We start from the raw sequence: 17759 nt of genomic DNA, 5'->3' as shown, positions 1-17759 counted from the left end.
CCATTTTTGCGATTGGGGCGATTTATTTTGCTTTTAAAATAACCCCACAAAGTGGGGCTTAGGCTTCGAAGCGGACTCAGGTACTTTGCGGGGCCCCCCGAAAAGTTATAATTCTATCATGTTAAAAAAATGACAGAGCGAACATAACGTTTGGCGATTGGGGCATATTATCCCTGATCTGACATCTTGAGACTTGGAGGGAACTTACATGAAGCGAGCGGCTGCTTTGCTGGCTGCGCTGGTCTTGTTGGCTGTGTGGATGCCTGTTCCGTCGCAGGCCTCCGGTGCACAGGACCCTTATCATTTCGGGTTCAGGAAGAGCAAGAACGAGAAGCTTGCCAATATCGACGAGGAAGGCTTCAAAGCCATGCTTCAAAAGAACGAGGCGATTTTTCTCGGCGATGTAACGAAGAAAGAGCTGTACCTCACCTTCGATAACGGTTATGAAAACGGGTATACGCCCCAAATTCTTGACGTTTTGAAGGAAGCGAACGTTCCGGCCATCTTTTTTATTACCGGTCACTATGTGAAGTGACCAGCCTGAGCTGGTGAAAAGAATGGTCAACGAGGGTCATTTGGTCGGCAACCATTCCTGGAGCCACCCGGATATGAGCCAAATCTCCAACGCCCGCCTGAAGGAGGAGCTGGATAAGGTCAAGACGGAGGTCAGCGCGCTGACGAGCCAGAAGGAGATGCGCTACCTGCGCCCACCAAGAGGCATCTTCAACGAGCGGATCCTGGCGGAGAGCAGACAGCTGGGCTACACCAGCGTTTTCTGGTCCGTGGCCTACCGGGACTGGGACACGAAGGCGCAGCGCGGAGCCGGATATGCGTATGACAGTGTCATGAGCCAGCTCCATCCGGGAGCCGTCATTCTGCTGCATTCGGTGTCCAAGGATAACGCCGACGCGCTGGGCAAAATTATTGCCGGCGCCAAGGCCAAGGGGTATGAATTCAAGAGTTTGGACCAGCTCCAAACGAAAAATTATTAAGGCAGAGCCTGATCTGTCTGATACAGACAGAAGCATACGAAAAAGGAGATTTTAGAAGAAATGAAAGCAGTCCGTTTATCTGTATGGAGTCTGATTGGAGTTCTTTGTTTGATGATGTTAACAAGCCAGCTGGAGCCTGCCGCCGTCCAGGCGAACTCGGAGCCGCAGAGCGGCGCGGCCGTTACGCGGGTCGAAGCGCTGAACCCGATTACGCTTCAGGTGACTTTTTCCTCGCCGCTGCCGTCAGAGGATGTGCAGCTGGACCGCGCGAAAGCGAATTTTGTTTTCAACGGCGGGCTGGCTATCCGCAATATTCCGCAGCTTAAGACGGGCGCGGCGGCGACCTACATCGTCCCGACCACCGTTCAGACGGCGGGTACAAGCTATACGCTGAGCTATAAAAACGGAAGCCCTGTGTCGTTCACGGGGAACGGGAACAAGCTTCCGCTTCGTTCCGCGAGGCAGGTTTCGGCCGATACGATCGAGCTGGAATCGAGTCTGGAGGATGGCGTGACGGACTATGCGAATATCGTTCAGGCCGACATCGAACGGCAGGGCGAGCTGGCTTTTACGCTGGATGAGCAGAACCGCTATCAGGGCAAGCCTTATCAAATTATTTCCTCGCTGCGGGACGACTATGTCACGATCACTCCCGAGAAGGGACAGCCGATCCGGGCCGTCTACGTTCCTTACACGCAGGCAACGGACGGCAGACAAGCGCCGAAATACCGGCTGCCCGAAGGGCAGGAGCTGAAGCGCGGCGTCAACTATACGGTGACGTCGGATTGGGCGGCGATTCAAGCCCCGACGTTCACGGCCGCCAAAATCAAGCCGCTGCGCATCAAATCCGTTAAGGCGGTGAACGATTCTACGCTGGAGGTCACGCTGGATAAGGATCCGCAGGACGAGCTGTTCGCTTCGCGGAGCATTCAGCTTACCGCCCCGGACGGGACCTCGCTGACCGCGCAGTACAAGGTGCTTTCCCGCAAAGGAGCGACGGGTACGTTTGAGCTGCAAAACGGCGGTAAATTGACGCCGGGCGTGAAATATACCGTCAAGCCGGTGGGAACCTGGGCCAAGCTCAAGGAACGCAAGGTGACGGTGAAGCTGTAAACAGCGGCCCTGTCCGCACGATCGCCGCTTTTCCTCGAATATCAAGAGGAGAAGCGGCGATTTGTTTGTCAATGCTGACAATGAGGACCAAGCTTCGCCCTTTCGGGCTGCTGCTGAAAGCCTGGCGGCCGTTTCGTCCATATGCTATACGGAGGAAACCGGAAGGGATGAGGCTTAATGAAATGGAAGGAAGCGTTCAAGTTCATGCTGGAGAACAAGGATATCCAGAAGATGTTCAAGGACATCGAGAAGGGACAGAAGGCGGTGGACGCCGCCATGAAGCAGGCGGAGAAGCTGAAGCAGAAGAAAAAATAAACCGGCTCGCAAGAGAGGCCGCTGAAAAAACAAGCGTAGAGTACGGAATCGTACTGTAGAAGCGAAAGCGTTCGCCTTTGTCCCTGGATTTTAACCGCTATAAGCGGTATATAATCAAAGAAATACAGGGACAACAGCGATCCGAAGAATGTTCCGGACTCGCAGTGATGACTTTTTCAACCTAATTATAAATTTTCGGGGTCCCCGCAAAGTACCTGAGTTCGCCTCGAAGCTTAAGCCCCACTTTGCAGGGTTATTTCAGCGGCCTCCTCGCAAGATATTCCTTTGGAACGGGTGAGTGTGGCGGGAAAACACATTTAACGTAGGCAATGGCTTTGCCCCCAATGATAAGGGACATTAAACAGTGGCTGTCTCTCCCGCTTTCCCGCGGAAAAGTGCCTCCCCTTGTGCAGCGATCCGGCTTGAGGGAGAGTGCCGTTTCACTCCCGGCATTCAGCCTTGCACAGGGGGATAGCTGATGCTGCAGAGACGTTGGGCCCGAAACCGAGCCGAACGTCTTTTTTGTGAAAATTCAATCGTATTTGTCGTCCTCCGTCCGCAGCTGGTTGTCGAGAATCAGCTCCGCTTCCGTCTCGAAATTCAAGTACAGCGAACCGGGAAGCCGGTCGACAATCTCTTCGATCACCGGCAGCTCTAGCAGGGCTTCCAACGATTCGGGCCGTTCCTCCAGCTCGTTCACCCATACGCGCAGCTCATCGATAAACCGGTAAAAGGACGCCTGAAAAGCGTCCGCTGTCGATTCGGCTTCCTCTTCATCCGATTTCGACATGGCGTTCCAGTTCGCTAATGCGGTGTCTAGTGCCTGTAGAAGCTTTGTGCTCATGGTGTGCTCCCCTCCTATTGAATCGAACCCAAGGGCCGATCGTTCCATGGCGCTTGTCGTTGATTATTATGGCTATTATATCAGCTTTGTTCGGGCTGAGAACCGGTTTGTCGAAAATCCCTTCACGCCGCGAGGCGAAGGCGGCAGAGCTTTTGCCGCTGCATGGGAAAGCGGCCGAACGCAAACAATACACCGGATGGAACGGTTTACATCCCGATTGCCATTCTGCTAAATTAATATCACTATGATTCGCGCCGGCAGGCCAGGAGGGACACTGCACGTGTACAAGCTCATATTGGTGGAAGACGAGGAAGATGTAAGAGAAAGCATTATCCAAGAAATCGACTGGACCGCCTGCGGCTTCGAGATGGCGGATAAGGCGGAGAACGGCAAGGAAGCGATGGAGCTGATCGAGCGGGTTGTTCCCGATGTGGTAGTCACAGATATTAAGATGCCCTTTATGGACGGGATGCAGCTGTCGGAATGGATACGCGAGAAGTTCCCGACGACCAAAATTATTATTTTAACCGGGTTCGACGAGTTCGAATATGCGCAAAAAGCCGTTAAGCTGCATATCGACGAATATGTGCTGAAGCCTTTTTCCGCACAGGAGCTGATGGCTGCGCTCGAGAAGATCCGGCTGCTGATCGACGAAGAGGTAGCCCGCAGGGAGAATGTGCAGACGCTCCAGGAGCATTACCGGCAAAGTCTGCCGGTGCTGCGCGAGGTGTTTCTCGCTTCACTGATCAACCGCAAGCAGTCGCTGGCGGAGGTGGAGGAGAAAGCGCTGAATTACAACGTAAACCTGCAGGGCCAGGGCTTTGTCGTTTCCGTACTAAGCATGGATAATCCTGACGAGCAGGATGACGAATCGGAAGAGCAACGGCAGGCCAAGGCCCTCCAATCGCTAAAATACTCCAAGGATAACGAGCTTAAGCTGTTCGCCGTTCTGAATATTTCCGAGGAAATAGTCGAAAAGCACCGTCACGGCATCGTCTTTTTACACAACGATCAGCTGGTGCTGCTGACCGTCGCAGAGGAGAAGGATCGCGAAACGGTTCGTAAAAAAACGCTTGCCGTTCTGGAGGAAATACGCCAAAGCGTGGAAAAATATTTGAAGCTGACGATTTCGATCGGCGTCGGCGTCATCACTAACCGGATTACCGATATCAGCTATTCCTACAAGGATGCCGTATTGGCACTTGATTACCGGCTTATTCTCGGCAACAACCGGGTCATCTGCATCGAGGATGTGGAGCAGCGTCCGGTCGAGAAGCTCCGCTTCGATGAAATGAAGGAGCGCGCGCTGATCCGCTGCATGAAAGTAGGCACACCGCAGGAGATCAAGGAGATTGTCGACGACTTGTTCCAGGGCATTGCCGACATTCCGGTCAGCTTCCAGGATTATCAGGTATATTTGCTTGAGATTGTGACGGCGATTCTTCGGGCTGCGAAGGATTCGAGCACGGATTTGGACCCGATTCTCGGAACGAATTTCAATCCTTTTGCAGAGCTTCTTAAATTTACGAACCTGCAGGAGGCGAAGAACTGGATTGGAGGGCTGTGTACACGCCTGATGAACAGCATCTCCAGCGAGCGGCAGTATTCGTACCGGACCCTTGTCGACAAGGCCAAGGATTACACGCAGGAGCATTATCACGAAAGCGACATCTCCATCAACAAGGTGTGCGCTCATCTGCATATCAGCACAGGGTATTTCAGCGGTATTTTCAAGAAAGAGACGAAAATGACGTTCGGCGCCTATCTGATGCAGATCCGGATGGAAGCGGCGAAGGAGCTGCTGCGGACGACGGATCTGAAAGCGTTTGAAATCGCCGAGAAGGTTGGCTATGCGGAGCCGAATTACTTCAGCTTTTCCTTCAAAAAGCATGTCGGCATGTCGCCGAAGGAATACCGCAGCAGCTCGGCCGAAGCGTAGATGGGGGCGGATACATGATCAAATCGCTGAGGCGGTGGTTTTACGGCATCATCGACACATGGAAAGTGAAGAGCATCCAGTTTATTATTACGATTTCTTTCACGCTCATCACGATCTCGGTCATGCTGATTGTCAGCGTCATTTTGTACAATAAATTTTCGCAGACGGCGGAGCAGAATACTTTTCTGAGCAACGAGCAAATTGTCGAACAGGTCAGCTACAACCTCGACACGTATTTGAAAGGCATGGACGAGGTGTTCGGCCTTGTCGACCGCAAGATTCAGGAGAGCGGGACGATTCCGAACGAAAGGCTGATGGAGCAGCTCGAAACGATTCTGAATTCGCGCGAGGATCTCGTTTCCATGGCCCTGTTTACAAGCGGCGGCGAGCTGATTACCGGTCTGCCGCAGGCGGAGCTGCGGAAGAACACGAAGCTGACCGATCAAAGCTGGTTCCGCTCCGCAATCGAGAGCCCGAACCATCTGTCCTTCTCCCTCCCTCATATCCAGAACCTGTACAAGGGGCAGTACAAATGGGTCGTGTCGATGAGCAAGGGCATCACCTTGAACCGCGGCGGCAAACCGGCCGATGCCGTACTGATGGTCGACATTAATTTCAAGACGCTTGACGAGCTGTTCCGCAAAGTCAATCTCGGGCAAAAAGGCTACGTCTATATTTTGGACGAGTCGGCGGGCAATATCATATACCATCCTCAGCAGCAGCTCATTTATGCCGGATTGAAGTACGAGAATGTCGAGAAGGCGCTCAAGTATACGTTCGGCAGCTATGTCGATGAAACGGACGGCATGAAGCGGCTGATTACTATTAAAACCGTCAACAATATCGGCTGGAAAATTATCGGCGTCTCCTATATGGATGAGATTGTGACGACCAAGAAAGAGATTGGAGGGTTCATCTCCTGGCTGCTGCTTGCAGTGCTGGTATTGGTGCTGCTGATCGCAGGCTTTATGTCCGCCAAAATATCGCAGCCGATCAAGCGGCTGGACAAGTCGATGCGCAAGGTGGAGCAGGGGGATTTCGACATTCATATTCCCGTCCGGGGCGAGGATGAGGTCGGCCGGCTGTCCCGGCGGTTCAATCTGATGGTCGCGAACATCCGCGAGCTGCGGGATCAGATTATTTTGGAGCAGGAGGCGAAGCGGGAGAGCGAGCTGGAGGTGCTCCAGGCGCAGATCAATCCGCACTTTTTGTACAATACGCTCAATTCCGTCGTACGGATGGCCGGCAGCGGCAAGAGCGAGGATGTGATCACCATGATTACTTCCTTGTCGAAGTTTTTCCGGATCAGCTTGAGCCGCGGCAAGCGGATCATTACCGTTCGGGAGGAGCTGGAGCATGTCCGCAACTATTTGATCATCCAGAACATCCGCTATAAAAACAAGTTTGAATACGCCATTTCCGCGGAGGAGGAAGTGCTCTCCTGCCAAACGTTAAAGCTGATCCTGCAGCCTTTGGTCGAAAATGCCATCTACCACGGCATCGAGATGATGGCCGATGAGGGGCGGATCGAGATTTCGGCGGGGATTGCCGACGGAAAGGTGCTGCTCGAAGTGAAGGATAACGGTCTGGGCATTCCTCCGGATAAGCTGGACGACATTTTATCGGGAGAGGCCAAGTCGGATGAAGGCTCTGGGGTAGGTGTCAAAAATGTTCATGAGCGCATCCGTCTGACCTTCGGAGACGCTTATGGCCTGCAAATCGAAAGCCAGCTGGAGGAAGGGACTTCGGTGAAGGTATGGATACCGGTCCTGAAGGAGGAAGCCGAGGTGGAGCCGCTGTGATAATAAAATGGATATCCGCATCCGCAGGCAGCAGGCGAAGCCGCAGCTTATGGGCCGCCGCGCTGCTGGTCTGCCTCTGCTGTCTTGCCGCGTGCTCGCCGGTTGCCGAGATGAGCGGGGGGGCGCCTGCGCCGAAAAAAAACGTTTCGCTCATCGTGAAGATGAAGCAGGGAGACTATTGGAGAACGGTGCGTATGGGGGCCGAAGCGGCGGCCAAAGAATTTAACGTCAACCTGAATGTGTCCGGTTCCGGAGGATGAGAAGGACATCCAGGGCCAGATCGGGCTCGTCAAGGAGGCGATTGCCGGCGGTACGGATGCTCTGGTGCTGGCGGCCAACGATTATACAGGGTTGAAGGATATTACCGAGCGGGCCGTCTCGCAGCGGATTCCCGTCATTACGATCGATTCCGAGGTCGATTCGCCCAAGGTGCTCGGTTTTATCGGCATTAATAATTACGAGGCCGGAAGAAAGGCCGGCAGTAAGCTCGTCGAGCTGGTCAGCGTGACGAGCCGCATTGCTCTGATGAATTTCGGGGAAGGCGCCAAAAATGCGGATGAACGGGAGCAGGGGCTGCTGGACGAGCTGGCCCGTTATCCTCAGGTGCAGGTGGTCAGCAAGGAATACTGCTACTCCGACCTGAAGCTGTGCCGCGAGCAAACCCGGAATTTGCTGAACGATAAGCATGTGGACGGCATTGTCGCGCTGCATGCTATCGCTTCCATCGGTGTAGCCGATGAGGTGGAGAGCATGGGGCTGTCGGGCAAGGTTCAAGTCGTCACCTTCGACAATACGCCGGAGGATATTGAATTTCTCCAGGAGGGCGTTATTCAGGCGACCATTATCCAGAACCCATTCAGCATGGGGTATTTGGGCGTCAAATATGCCGTCGAGGCGATTCAGGGCAAGAAAATTCCGAAGTTCGTCGATACGGGCACGAAGGTCATCGATCAGGAGAATATGTTCTGGTCAGACAATCAGAAGCTGCTGTTTCCTTTTGTAAAATAACAGAATATCCCATAAATCAGCTCTTCGGGAGACGTTTCCGGAGGGCTTTTTTCGCATGATAGAATCTATATGTTTTCGGGGTCTCCGCAAAGTACCTGAATCCGCTTCGAAGCAAAAGCCCCACTTTGTGGGGGGGTTATATGACGATCTTCAGAAAAACACAGTAGAATTTTTATAGAAAACATGAGTATTTTGCATGGGTTTTTAACAAAGGATAGAGCATAATTGGTTTGTGGCAAGCGAATGAAATAAAGAATTAAACGGAGGTCATTATATGAAAAAGGTTGTTTTTACTCTTTTGACAGCGGCGTTGATTACTACCGTAGCAGCGGGCTGCGGCGCAGGCGGCAATTCTGCGGCACCAAGCGGCGGGACTAAAACCGATGCGGGAAGCGCAGCGAAAAAGCCTACGATCGGCGTAGCGATCTACAAATTTGACGATACATTCATGACAGGCGTACGCAACGCGATTTCCGCGAATGCCGAAGGCAAAGCGCAGACGGATATTGTAGACTCTCAAAACTCTCAGCCTACGCAAAACGATAAAGTAGACTTGTTCATTACGAAGAAAGTGAATGCGCTTGCGATCAACCCGGTCGACCGTACGGGAGCCGGCGTCATTATCGACAAAGCGAAGGCGGCTAACACGCCAGTTGTTTTCTTTAACCGCGAGCCGATGGAAGCGGACATGAAGAAATGGGATAAAGTATACTATGTCGGCGCAAAAGCGGAGCAATCCGGTACGATGGAAGGCCAGCTGATCGTGGATTACTTCAAATCCCATCCGGAAGCGGATAAAAACAAAGACGGCACGCTGCAGTACGTCATGCTGAAAGGCGAGCCGGGTCACCAGGACGCGGAGCTGCGCACCAAGTTCTCTATCAAAGCGGTGGAAGACGCCGGCATCAAAGTAGAGAAGCTGGCTGAAGATACAGCGATGTGGGACCGTGTTAAAGGTCAAGAGAAAATGGCGGCGTTCCTGGCTTCCCATGGCGACAAAATCGAAGCGGTCTTCGCGAACAACGACGACATGGCGCTGGGCGCAATCGAAGCTTTGAAAGCCAAAGGCTATTTCAAAGACAACAAATATATGCCGGTAGTAGGCGTTGACGCAACGGCACCGGCTGTGAAAGCGATGGAAGAAGGCACAATGCTCGGTACCGTACTGAACGATGCGAAAAACCAAGGGAAAGCGACCTTTAACCTGGCTAACGTATTGGCTCAAGGACAAACGCCTTCCAAAGACAACATTGGTTATGACATCACAGACGGCAAATATGTATGGGTTCCTTACAAAAAAATCACCAAAGATAATTTGAACGATGCGAAGTAAGAGGAAAAAGAGCAGGCATTGAGTTGGTGAGCTGCGCGAGCGGATCGTTCCTCCGATCGCTATTGTCCCCGGATTTCCTAAAGGATCGGCTGAAACGGTAGAAATCCGGGGACAAAGGCGAACGCTGACGCTTCTCCGGAATGATCCGCTCGCTTCGCTCCGGACTCACACCTGACTTTATCCCGGGGAAAAAGTAGAAGGATGGCGAAGAGGGGGAGGTGGTTGTTCCCTCCCTCTCTTCCGCCCTGCCTTTGAAACCGTCAAAACCTTTAAAAACAACAGACCAACAAAACCATATCAATACCAACAATACCAAAGAACGATCTAAACCGTGTAAACCATCAACATCGTTAAAGCTTAAAGATCTAAGGTAATTCCGAACGAGGGAATCAAGATATTCGCGAATGAATGGATCTAAGAATGAATGTGAATGAATTCAAGAAAAAAGCAAGGCATCGCAATATTTTCCGAATGGGAAAGAGGCGTATACATCAACATACGCAGGGGGCGTTACCATGACTCAAACTCAATACTTACTTGAAATGAATAGTATCTCCAAGGAGTTTCCCGGTGTGAAGGCGCTTGATAACGTTACGCTCAAAGTGCGTCCGGGTACGGTTCATGCTCTGATGGGAGAGAATGGCGCTGGAAAATCGACGCTGATGAAGTGTCTTTTCGGAATATATAAGCCCGATGGCGGCGAAATCCTTCTTAACGGCAGCAAAGTGGAAATGAATAACTCCAAGCAGGCGCTCGACCAAGGGGTATCGATGATTCACCAGGAGCTGCACCCGATTCCGCAGCGCAATGTGATGGAGAACATATGGCTGGGGCGTTTTCCCGTCAAAGGCTTCGGACCGTTTCAATTAGTGGATCACGGGAAAATGTACAGAGATACCGAGAAGCTGTTCAAGGATCTGGAGATGGATATCGATCCGGCCGCGCTGGCAGGCAGCATGTCCGTGTCCAAGCTGCAATCGCTTGAAATTGCGAAGGCGGTATCGTTCAATTCGAAGGTCATCATCATGGATGAGCCGACCTCCTCGCTGACAGGCAACGAAGTCGAGGCGCTGTTCAAAATTATCGAGCGGCTAAAAAAACAAGGCGTCGCAATCATTTACATCTCGCACAAAATGGAGGAAATTCTCCGCATTTCCGACGATGTGACGATTATGCGCGACGGCCGGCTGATCGGTACCTGGCCCGCATCCGAGCTGACCACGGATCTGATCATCACCCGTATGGTCGGCCGGGATTTGAGCCAGCGGTTCCCGGAGCGGACGAATGTGCCGGGAAGCGTTTTGATGAAGGTCGAAAATTTAACTTCTCCAATCGCCAAGTCGTTCCAGAACGTTTCCTTCGAGCTGCGAAGGGGTGAAGTGCTCGGGCTTGGAGGTCTCGTCGGAGCACAGCGGACGGAATTAATCGAAGCGCTGTTCGGGCTGCGGGCGATTTCGGAAGGCGCCATTACGCTGAACGGCAAGCCGGTGCGCTTCAAATCGCCGCAGGAAGCGAAGAAGCATAAGCTGGCGCTGCTGACCGAGGAACGGCGTGTCACGGGAATTTTCCCTGTACTGTCGATCCAGGAGAATGCGGCTATTGCCAACCTGGACCGGTATACGAATTCGTTTCTCCTGCTGGATGAGGGCAAGATCAAGGAAGAGGCGAAACGGAGCGTCGAGCAGCTGAGGGTTAAAACTCCGACGGTAAAGGAGCAGATCAAGAACCTGTCCGGGGGGAACCAGCAGAAGGTGCTGCTCGCCCGGTGGCTGCTGACCGAGCCCGATATTTTGCTGCTCGACGAACCGACGCGCGGGATCGACGTCGGCGCCAAGTTCGAAATTTACTCGATCATCGCCGATTTGGCCAAGCAGGGCAAGAGCATCATTATGATCTCGTCGGAAATGCCTGAGCTGTTGGGTATGTCCGACCGCATTATGGTGATGTGCGAGGGCAGAGTTTCCGGCATTGTCGAAGGCAAGGATGCGACAGAGGAAGAGATCATGCGGCTGGCTACCAAATATATGATTTAACCATCATTCAGTTTATAAGAGACGCTTTAAGCAATGAAGCAACGAGCTTGCGAGGGAGGCTTTTTACACAATGAACACCAAAAAAATGAGCAGCTTTTTGACCCAGAACGCCATCTACATCGTGCTTATTGTTCTGGTTATCGGGATTGCGATTTCCGATCCGCGGTTTTTATCGATAGATATTCTTAGAGATATTTTACTGCAAAACTCGACGCGGGCGATTATCGCGCTGGGCATGGCTTTCATCCTGATTACAGGCGGAACGGACTTGTCCGCAGGACGCGTCGTAGGCTTAACGGCCGTTTTATCCGCATCGATGCTGCAAATTATGGACTATCCGCGGCGCTTCTTCCCGGATTTGCCGAACCTGCCGCTGTGGGCGCCTATCGTTATCGGGATTTTGGCGGGGCTGGTTGTCGGTCTGCTGAACGGCTGGATCGTTTCGCGGCTCAGCGTTCCGCCGTTTATCGCGACGCTCGGTACGATGGTTATCGTATACGGCGCCAATTCGATTTACTTCGATATGAAGCCGAACGAATCGCAGCCGATTGCCGGCTTGAGACCGGATTTCACGAAGCTCGGCACCGGGTTTATCGGATCGGGGGGCAGTTACTCGATACCTTATATCGTCATTATAGCCATTATCGTCGCCTTGATTGTCTGGGTCGTCTTTAACAAAACCCGGCTTGGCAAAAACATGTACGCCATCGGAGGCAACATTCAGGCGGCTACGGTTTCGGGGATTAACGTAAGACGGAACCTGTTGAAAATTTACGCGTTTGCCGGCGCTTTGTACGGCCTGGGCGGCGTGCTGGAAGCGGCGAGAACCGGCGGCGCGACGAACAACTACGGCAACATGTACGAGCTTGATGCTATCGCGGCCTGCGTGGTCGGCGGCGTTTCGACAGCCGGAGGGATCGGTACCGTACCTGGTGTGCTTGTCGGCGTATTGATTTTCGGCGTCATCAACTATGGATTGACCTTTATCGGCGTCAGCCCGTACTGGCAGCTGATCATCAAAGGCTTGATTATTGTAGCGGCGGTTGCGTTCGATATTCGTAAATATTTGGCGAAAAAATAATGTAAACCCAGGCTGCCGATGGCTTCAATCCATTGGCAGCTTCTTTTTCTCAAATGATTGGAAGCGGATTCACACAAGGAGGATACAAGCTTGAATTTTTCATTGCGCCGTAAAATGATAGGGGCCTTCGCGCTGATTTCTTTGCTGGCAGCGGCTGCGAGCGGCTTGTCCTATATCTATTTGAAGCAGGTGGACGGCTCCAATGCTTCCCTGCTGCAGGAAAACGTTGCGGCGGTTCAGCTGGCCAAGGAAATCCGGGCCGGAACGGAGCGGCAGAACGGGCTGTTGTTCAATTATATCGTTGAGCCGAGCCCGGAAAAGGAGCAGCTGCTGAAGTCCGTCAATGCGGAATTGACGGCCTCGATTGACCGCATGCTGCAGCTGGCGCAGACGGAGGAGGAGCAGAATGGAGCCCAGGCAATGCGGGAATCGAATGAGACGTTTGCGCGGTTGGTGACCAAGGTCGCGGATTACATCCATCGCGATGAAGAAAGCTTGGCGAAATCGGAGGCGCTGCTCTGGGCCGCGCCGCTAAGCGACAAGCTGAGGCAGACGGCTTCGGCTATCGAAGCGCAGGAGCAGGACATCATGACTTCCAAGACGATGGCCAACAACGGGCTCGTGGCAGCGACGATCCGGACGCTTGCTGTCGTCAGCGCCGCATCGCTGCTGATTGCTCTAGCTATCGGGGCATTGCTGTCGAGAGCAGTCGTCAGGCCCATACGGATGATGGTTCAAGCCGCGGAGCGGATCGCCGCCTGCGATCTGACCGTCGCGGACATCGGGCTGCGCAATCGTGACGAGCTCGGAGAGCTGGGATCGGCCTTCAACGGAATGAAGCATAATTTGCGTGCAATGGCGGCGCAGCTGGGACACAGTACGGAGCAGGTGGCGGCCGCTGCGGAAGGACTGAGCGCGAATACGGCGCAGCTGAGCGTTTCTTTGGAACAGGTGACGGTTCAAGTGCAGGAGATTTCGGCCGGTGCGGAGGAGCAGGCGCAGCAAGTGCAGGCGGGGGCAGCCTTGATCGAAGAGGTATCCGCCGCGGTAGAAGATATTGCTCAGGTAGCCCGGGCGGCAAGCCAGCGTTCGCTCAGTACGCTGCGGAGTGCGGAAGCAGGGCAGGAAGCGGTACGCGGGGCGATGAAGCAGATGAGCGCGATCGAGCGGACGGTAAATGAGCTGGCTCTTGCCGTGGCGCGTCTCGGGACCTGCTCCGCAGAGGTTGTTCAGCTTGTAGACGTCATCGCGGGAATCGCGCGGCAGACGAATATGCTTGCGCTGAACGCTTCGATTGAAGCGGCAAGGGCAGGAACGGCGGGCAAAGGCTTCGCCGTCGTTGCGGAAGAGGTGCGCAGACTGTCGCTGCAGACGGCAGCGGCGGCAGAGCAGGCGGCCGATCTGATCGGCGGAATCCGCGCGGAGACGGCGGAGGTTGCGCAATCAACGGAGGACGGCTCCCGGGAGGTCGGCATCGGTATGGCCGTCGTCCGCGAGGCCGGAGACGCCTTCGAACGCATCCGCGAGGCTGCGGATGATGTGGCTGCTGCGGTGGAGCAGGTGCATGGGCGCTCGACAAGCATTGCCCGCCAATCGCAGGCGGCGGTGGAGTCGATCGGCTCCATCCGGTATATCGCAGGCAGGGCCGCTTCGAGTACACAAGAAGTTTCTGCGCATACGGAGGAACAGTATGCCAGCATGGAGGAGATGGTGTCCGCCGCAGCAATGCTCAGTACGATGGCGGAGGAGCTGCGGCTGCTGCTGGCCAAGTTTCGGGTTTAATAGGTATGAGCGGGACGGACGGTTCGTCGTCTGTTCCAGGCGGCGGGCGTCCAGCTTGCCGCCAATTTTTTTTTGACTGGCAGCAGACCGTTATACGATGCTAAAACGTGCGACTGCTATGACTCAGCCGGAAGAGCATATCTGTAGGTTCTGCAGGGCGGTCAATCGACCCTTGCGGCTATGCGCACTGGGAATGCAGGCGAACTGGGCCGCACCCGCCGAAGCTTGACGGAGTTGTTTGATAAAGCGGTTTGACAAAGCCGGGCAGGGTGTGAGAAGCTTTGTTCCGTGCGGTTTGTGGCATGGATGGTGTGCACCGCGCGAGGTAGTACCGAGAACAGAAGTATCCAGAGCAGCAGAGTTAAGTTAATAACAAAGGTACCGATAACAGCAGCAATAAAAGCAGCAGTACCGAGGGCCACAATTTACCAAGTGCAGCAGTACAAAACATAACAGAACAAATGTACAAAGAACGGGAGAACGAAGAATGAGCTTGTACCCTGATTCCGGTTATGAAGCTTCTACATATATTTATACCTATACATGCCATGAGGACGAGCTGCCGCTCGCGCAGCTGGAGCTGCGGATGCTGTTCGGCTTCGAGCCGCAGAGCCGCTGCATAGAAAGCGCGCGGCGGATTGAGCCGTCGCGCAGTCCTTTTATTAAGCAGCGGCTGGATGTGCTGCTGGAGGGAGCGAGCCTGCCGGAGCTGGCACGGCAGGCTGCATCGCTGACCTTGAAGGAAGGCACGACCTTCAAGGTGGTATACGTCGACACGGACGGCCAGGTCGACTATGACGGGGCGCGAGCCATCGAGCGCGAGCTCGGCCGGCACATCCGCGGCACAGCCGAGATGCGCCGGCCGGGCCTGCTGTTCGGCGCCGCGCGCGCGAACGGCAGGTGGGTGCTCGGGGCGTGCAGCATCCCCGAGCCGGTCTGGCTGCGGCACCAGAAGAAGCCGCAGCATTACTCCACCGCGCTAAGCACACGCGTCGCGCGGGCGGTCGCCAACATCGCCGTGCCGGAGCCGGCCGGCGTCCGCGCCATTGACCCGTGCTGCGGCATCGGCACGGTGCTGGTTGAGGCGCTCTCCATGGGCGTGGATATCGTCGGCTTCGATATCAATCCCCTAGCGGTTCGCGGAGCGAGAGCGAATCTCGCTCATTTCGGCTTCCCCGATGTAGTTGCCATCGGAGATATTCGCGAGCTGGAGGGCAGCTACGATACGGCAATCCTGGATATGCCGTATAATCTGTGCTCCAAGCTGCCGCCGCAGGAGCAGCTCGCTATGCTGGCGTCCGCGCGCAGACTCGCATCGCGTGCCGTGATCGTGACGACGGAGGCTGTCGATCCGCATCTCGAACAGGCCGGCTTTCGGATCGCCGACCGATGCGTCGTGCGCAAAGGAGCGTTCGCCCGCCAAATCATCGTCGTGACTTAAACGGAAAAACCTTCCCGCAGTACCATTTGGTATAGTTGCGGGAAGGTTTTTTTGGTTGACGAACGGGAAGGCCGAGGCGTTGTCAGCCTCCGCTTGGATTCAAACCGGCGTAGCTTTCTTCATCCGGCAGAGAGAAGCCTTTGGCCAGCTCATCGGTTTCGATGAACTTTCTGAACGTCTCGGAGCGGTAAGCGGAAGCGAGATCTGTGGCAAATGGCTTGCCGGCATCCGCAGTCTTAACCGCAGCGATTAGCTGATACGCTCGGGGCGGCCGCTCCAGGAGCACCGATTGGGATAAGCGCATCCCGGCTGCCAGAGCCTGGGTGCCGGGAATGACGGCGAAGTCCTTGTCAGACAGGGCGGAAGGCAGCTGAGCCGCATTCATTGCGAGAAGGCGAACCTGTTTCGGATTGGCGGCAATATCTTTTTCCGTGGCGGTAAGCGGATCGATCTTTTCGTCAAGCGTCAGGATGCCCGCTTGCTGCAGCAGAACAAGAGCACGGCCCAGATTGGCCGGATCGTTCGGAATGGCGATGCTTGCTCCATCGGACAAGGCGCCGATACTTGTATGTTTTCCGGAATAGATGCCAAGTGGCGCTGTCGGTACGGTACACAGCTCGCTCAGCTCCGTCTGATTTTGTTCGTTGTAGGAAGTGAGGTAATCTTTATGCTGAAATACATTGGCGTCTATAGCTCCTTGAATAAGCGCTTCGTTGGGCTCCGTCGAGTGGGTAAACTCAACCGTCAGCACATGATAGCCCTGCTTCTCCAGAATCGGCTGGATACCTCGTTTGAATAGGTCGCTGTAAGGACCCGGCATAAAACCGACCCGGACCGTTTTTTCCTGGACGTGCCGGGCTTCACTGCCGCAGCCGAGCAAGACGACGGGGAGCATCAGAACCAGTATCAGGAATGCAAGAAGCTGGGGGCGAGTCAAGTGGTGTCTCACAATACGAATCTCCTAAGGGGATGAAAGTCGTCAATCGGCTGGAATGAACGCTAAATCTCACAGGCGAGGTGCCAAGCTGTAAAATAAGCTGCATTTTAATTCCAAGCAGCTTTCTGTGATTAAATTGTATAAAGGAAGTAACAAAAGATCAATGGAAAAAATGTAGAACTTTGTCGTATAAAGTGCGCATAGGGAGCCCGGGAAACAAACGCAAGAACGTTCTCGTTTCAGCTTACGGGATTCGGGGGTATTGCATCCGCTTCTAACGGATCGCTCTTGACGAATATAGTTATACCCTAACAGGGAGTGAAGCTTGGATCGGTGAGTTCCGGAACGTTTTATACCAGGAGGAGGGATTTTCATGCACAGCATACTGCTGCGCTGGTTTTATGTCTTCGGTTTAGCCGCCGTTCTGCTCGTCAACGCCTTGGCAGTGATCCATCCGATCAATGGGAAGACAGTCGGAGAAATTTCGGCGATGTTTCCGGTCGGTATCACGCCGGCGCCGTGTGCCTTTTCGATCTGGGGGCTGATCCACCCGCTCCTGATCGGCTTTGTCGTCGTTCAGTTCATACCGCGGGTCAGAGACCAAGAATTCGTCCGGGGGATGGGGCCCTGGTTTCTGGTCTCCTGTTTTTTTAACATCAGCTGGATTTTACTGTGGTAGTACATCTATATCGTATCCTCTGTCTACGCCATGCTCGGCTTGCTTCTGTCGCTTCTGCTCGTCTACCTGCATACCCGCAGGCGGGGCCGCTCGCCGGATCCTTTGATTCGCTGGTGGATACAGCTGCCGTTCAGCATCTATTTGGGATGGGTTGCGGTAGCTGCCATTGTCAACATTGCCGTTGCTTTATACGCAGTAAAATGGCATACGTTCGGATTATCCGAGACGGCCTGGACGATGCTGCTCCTCGTGTTCACGTTTTTGGTGACTGCAGCGGCCGGCGTCCGTTTCCGCGATCCGGCGTATGTACTTGTTGCCGTATGGGCGCTGATAGCGATTGGCGCCGCCAATCGGGGGGATGTGCCCGTTCAATATACGGCTTGGGGAGCGGCTGTCCTTTTATTCATTGGCGCGGCCGTGCTGGTGACGCATAATTTATCCAATACTGGGAATTCATAAA

15 protein-coding genes and 1 pseudogene are annotated in these 17759 nt (G+C 54.1%); 14 read left to right on the top strand and 2 right to left on the bottom strand.

What is annotated here, in order from left to right; all coding sequences use genetic code 11:
- The first annotated feature begins 208 nt into the window (after nt 1-208).
- From pdaA to ACHHV8_RS27935, 3 genes and pseudogenes are all read left to right on the top strand, one after another.
- Nucleotides 209-992, top strand: a pseudogene (gene pdaA, locus ACHHV8_RS27945) (delta-lactam-biosynthetic de-N-acetylase).
- A gap of 111 nt (nt 993-1103) precedes the next feature.
- Nucleotides 1104-2105: a hypothetical protein gene (locus ACHHV8_RS27940; RefSeq protein ID WP_395162612.1), complete on the top strand. Its 1002-nt coding sequence runs from the start codon at nt 1104-1106 to the stop codon at nt 2103-2105.
- Nucleotides 2106-2282: 177 nt separating this feature from the next.
- On the top strand, nt 2283-2420 hold the full coding sequence (locus ACHHV8_RS27935; protein WP_395162611.1) for a hypothetical protein: 138 nt from the start codon (nt 2283-2285) through the stop codon (nt 2418-2420).
- A 532-nt stretch (nt 2421-2952) separates the two neighbouring features.
- Here ACHHV8_RS27935 and ACHHV8_RS27930 read toward each other — a convergent pair.
- Complete coding sequence (locus ACHHV8_RS27930) at nt 2953-3264, bottom strand: hypothetical protein (RefSeq protein WP_395162610.1); 312 nt, start codon at nt 3262-3264, stop codon at nt 2953-2955.
- A 280-nt stretch (nt 3265-3544) separates the two neighbouring features.
- On the opposite strand from ACHHV8_RS27930, the gene ACHHV8_RS27925 reads away from it, so the two are divergent.
- The 9 genes from ACHHV8_RS27925 (at nt 3545) to ACHHV8_RS27885 (ending at nt 15683) form a co-directional block, all read left to right on the top strand.
- A complete protein-coding gene (locus ACHHV8_RS27925; protein WP_395162609.1) occupies nt 3545-5203 on the top strand; it encodes a response regulator in 1659 nt (552 codons plus the stop codon).
- A gap of 14 nt (nt 5204-5217) precedes the next feature.
- Entirely contained in the window at nt 5218-7005 is a 1788-nt protein-coding gene (locus ACHHV8_RS27920) for a cache domain-containing sensor histidine kinase (protein WP_395162608.1), read from the top strand.
- Nucleotides 7002-7265: a hypothetical protein gene (locus ACHHV8_RS27915; RefSeq protein WP_395162607.1), complete on the top strand. Its 264-nt coding sequence runs from the start codon at nt 7002-7004 to the stop codon at nt 7263-7265. The genes ACHHV8_RS27920 and ACHHV8_RS27915 overlap by 4 nt, the downstream gene beginning before the upstream one ends.
- Nucleotides 7243-8013, top strand: a complete 771-nt coding sequence (locus ACHHV8_RS27910) for a substrate-binding domain-containing protein (RefSeq protein ID WP_395162606.1) — start codon at nt 7243-7245, stop codon at nt 8011-8013. Before ACHHV8_RS27915 ends, ACHHV8_RS27910 begins: the two co-directional genes overlap by 23 nt.
- Nucleotides 8014-8287: 274 nt before the next feature.
- Nucleotides 8288-9346, top strand: coding sequence for a galactose ABC transporter substrate-binding protein (locus ACHHV8_RS27905; protein ID WP_395162605.1), 1059 nt, complete (start codon nt 8288-8290; stop codon nt 9344-9346).
- Nucleotides 9347-9861: 515 nt separating this feature from the next.
- A complete protein-coding gene (locus ACHHV8_RS27900) occupies nt 9862-11379 on the top strand; it encodes a sugar ABC transporter ATP-binding protein (protein WP_395162604.1) in 1518 nt (505 codons plus the stop codon).
- 70 nt (nt 11380-11449) lie between these two features.
- A complete protein-coding gene (gene mglC / locus ACHHV8_RS27895; protein ID WP_395162603.1) occupies nt 11450-12460 on the top strand; it encodes a galactose/methyl galactoside ABC transporter permease MglC in 1011 nt (336 codons plus the stop codon).
- Nucleotides 12461-12550: 90 nt separating this feature from the next.
- Nucleotides 12551-14242, top strand: a complete 1692-nt coding sequence (locus tag ACHHV8_RS27890; RefSeq protein WP_395162602.1) for a methyl-accepting chemotaxis protein — start codon at nt 12551-12553, stop codon at nt 14240-14242.
- 487 nt (nt 14243-14729) lie between these two features.
- Complete coding sequence (locus ACHHV8_RS27885; RefSeq protein ID WP_395162601.1) at nt 14730-15683, top strand: TRM11 family SAM-dependent methyltransferase; 954 nt, start codon at nt 14730-14732, stop codon at nt 15681-15683.
- Nucleotides 15684-15765: 82 nt separating this feature from the next.
- Here the strand turns inward: ACHHV8_RS27885 and ACHHV8_RS27880 are convergent, their stop codons facing one another.
- Nucleotides 15766-16632: a MetQ/NlpA family ABC transporter substrate-binding protein gene (locus ACHHV8_RS27880; protein ID WP_395162600.1), complete on the bottom strand. Its 867-nt coding sequence runs from the start codon at nt 16630-16632 to the stop codon at nt 15766-15768.
- A 361-nt stretch (nt 16633-16993) separates the two neighbouring features.
- Here ACHHV8_RS27880 and ACHHV8_RS27875 point away from each other — a divergent pair, with 361 nt between their 5' ends.
- The gene (locus ACHHV8_RS27875; protein WP_395162599.1) at nt 16994-17299 is read left to right on the top strand and encodes a hypothetical protein; all 306 of its coding nucleotides are present in this window, start codon (nt 16994-16996) and stop codon (nt 17297-17299) included.
- A 30-nt stretch (nt 17300-17329) separates the two neighbouring features.
- A complete protein-coding gene (locus ACHHV8_RS27870; RefSeq protein ID WP_395162598.1) occupies nt 17330-17758 on the top strand; it encodes a hypothetical protein in 429 nt (142 codons plus the stop codon).
- Nucleotide 17759: the final 1 nt, after the last annotated feature.

The organism is Paenibacillus sp. TAB_01 (assembly GCF_043945595.1).
Taxonomy (GTDB): Bacteria; Bacillota; Bacilli; order Paenibacillales; family NBRC-103111; genus Paenibacillus_S.
Note: the sequence above shows the minus strand (reverse complement) of the source record. Positions and strands in the feature narration are given on the sequence as shown.

What these genes read in the sequence shown, in the direction of transcription:
- ACHHV8_RS27885 (WP_395162601.1), top strand. Translation starts at nt 14,730, where the DNA reads ATGAGCTTGTACCCTGATTCCGGTTATGAAGCTTCTACATATATTTAT.
- ACHHV8_RS27935 (WP_395162611.1), top strand. Translation starts at nt 2,283, where the DNA reads ATGAAATGGAAGGAAGCGTTCAAGTTCATGCTGGAGAACAAGGATATC.
- ACHHV8_RS27875 (WP_395162599.1), top strand. Translation starts at nt 16,994, where the DNA reads ATGCACAGCATACTGCTGCGCTGGTTTTATGTCTTCGGTTTAGCCGCC.
- ACHHV8_RS27905 (WP_395162605.1), top strand. Translation starts at nt 8,288, where the DNA reads ATGAAAAAGGTTGTTTTTACTCTTTTGACAGCGGCGTTGATTACTACC.
- ACHHV8_RS27910 (WP_395162606.1), top strand. Translation starts at nt 7,243, where the DNA reads ATGTGTCCGGTTCCGGAGGATGAGAAGGACATCCAGGGCCAGATCGGG.
- ACHHV8_RS27870 (WP_395162598.1), top strand. Translation starts at nt 17,330, where the DNA reads ATGCTCGGCTTGCTTCTGTCGCTTCTGCTCGTCTACCTGCATACCCGC.
- ACHHV8_RS27940 (WP_395162612.1), top strand. Translation starts at nt 1,104, where the DNA reads ATGATGTTAACAAGCCAGCTGGAGCCTGCCGCCGTCCAGGCGAACTCG.
- ACHHV8_RS27930 (WP_395162610.1), bottom strand. Translation starts at nt 3,264, where the DNA reads ATGAGCACAAAGCTTCTACAGGCACTAGACACCGCATTAGCGAACTGG.
- mglC (WP_395162603.1), top strand. Translation starts at nt 11,450, where the DNA reads ATGAACACCAAAAAAATGAGCAGCTTTTTGACCCAGAACGCCATCTAC.
- ACHHV8_RS27920 (WP_395162608.1), top strand. Translation starts at nt 5,218, where the DNA reads ATGATCAAATCGCTGAGGCGGTGGTTTTACGGCATCATCGACACATGG.
- ACHHV8_RS27900 (WP_395162604.1), top strand. Translation starts at nt 9,862, where the DNA reads ATGACTCAAACTCAATACTTACTTGAAATGAATAGTATCTCCAAGGAG.